Genomic DNA, 1,022 nt, shown 5'->3' on the forward strand with positions numbered 1-1,022 from the left:
GGCGCGACGGTCATCAAGGCCGTGCTGGAGCGCGCGGGCGTGAAGCCGGATCAGGTGAGCGAAGTGATCCTGGGCCAAGTGCTCGCGGCCGGTTCGGGCCAGAATCCGGCGCGCCAGTCGCTCATCAAGGCGGGCTTGCCCGACATGGTGCCGGGCATGACGATCAACAAGGTCTGCGGCTCGGGCCTCAAAGCGGTGATGCTGGCAGCGAACGCGATCATCGCGGGCGACGCGGAGATCGTCGTCGCGGGTGGCCAGGAAAACATGAGCGCGGCGCCGCATGTGCTGCCGGGCTCGCGCGACGGCTTCCGCATGGGCGACGCGAAGCTGATCGACACGATGATCGTCGATGGCCTGTGGGACGTCTATAACAACTATCACATGGGCACGACGGCGGAAAACGTCGCGAAGGAATTCGGCATCACGCGCGAGCAGCAGGACGCGTTCGCGGCGCTGTCGCAGAACAAGGCGGAAGCCGCGCAGAAGGCGGGCCGCTTCAACGATGAAATCGTGCCGGTCGCGATTCCGCAACGTAAAGGCGAGCCGCTGCAATTCAACACCGACGAATTCGTGCGTCACGGCGTGACGCCCGAAGCGCTCGCCGGCCTGAAGCCGGCGTTCTCGAAGGAAGGCACGGTGACGGCTGCGAACGCATCGGGCATCAACGACGGCGCGGCGGCGGTCGTCGTGATGTCGGCGAAAAAGGCCGAAGCGCTCGGTTTGACGCCGCTCGCGCGCATCAAGGCGTACGCGAACGCGGGCGTCGATCCGAAGATCATGGGCATGGGCCCGGTGCCGGCGTCGAAGCGCTGTCTGGAGCGCGCGGGCTGGTCGGTGAACGATCTCGATCTGATGGAAATCAACGAGGCGTTCGCGGCGCAAGCGCTGGCGGTGCACAAGCAGATGGGTTGGGATCAGTCGAAGATCAACGTGAACGGCGGGGCGATCGCGATCGGTCATCCGATCGGCGCGTCGGGCTGCCGGATTCTCGTCACGCTGCTGCACGAAATGCAGAAGCGCGA

At 65.7% G+C, this 1,022-nt stretch carries 1 protein-coding gene; it reads left to right on the plus strand.

The window, feature by feature from the left end:
- Nucleotides 1-1,022 (plus strand): acetyl-CoA C-acetyltransferase (locus NCS02_RS36155; protein ID WP_250523708.1); only part of this gene is annotated, 1,022 nt, incomplete at both ends.

This window comes from Caballeronia sp. NCF2 (assembly GCF_023631205.1).
Taxonomy (GTDB): Bacteria; Pseudomonadota; Gammaproteobacteria; order Burkholderiales; family Burkholderiaceae; genus Caballeronia; species Caballeronia zhejiangensis.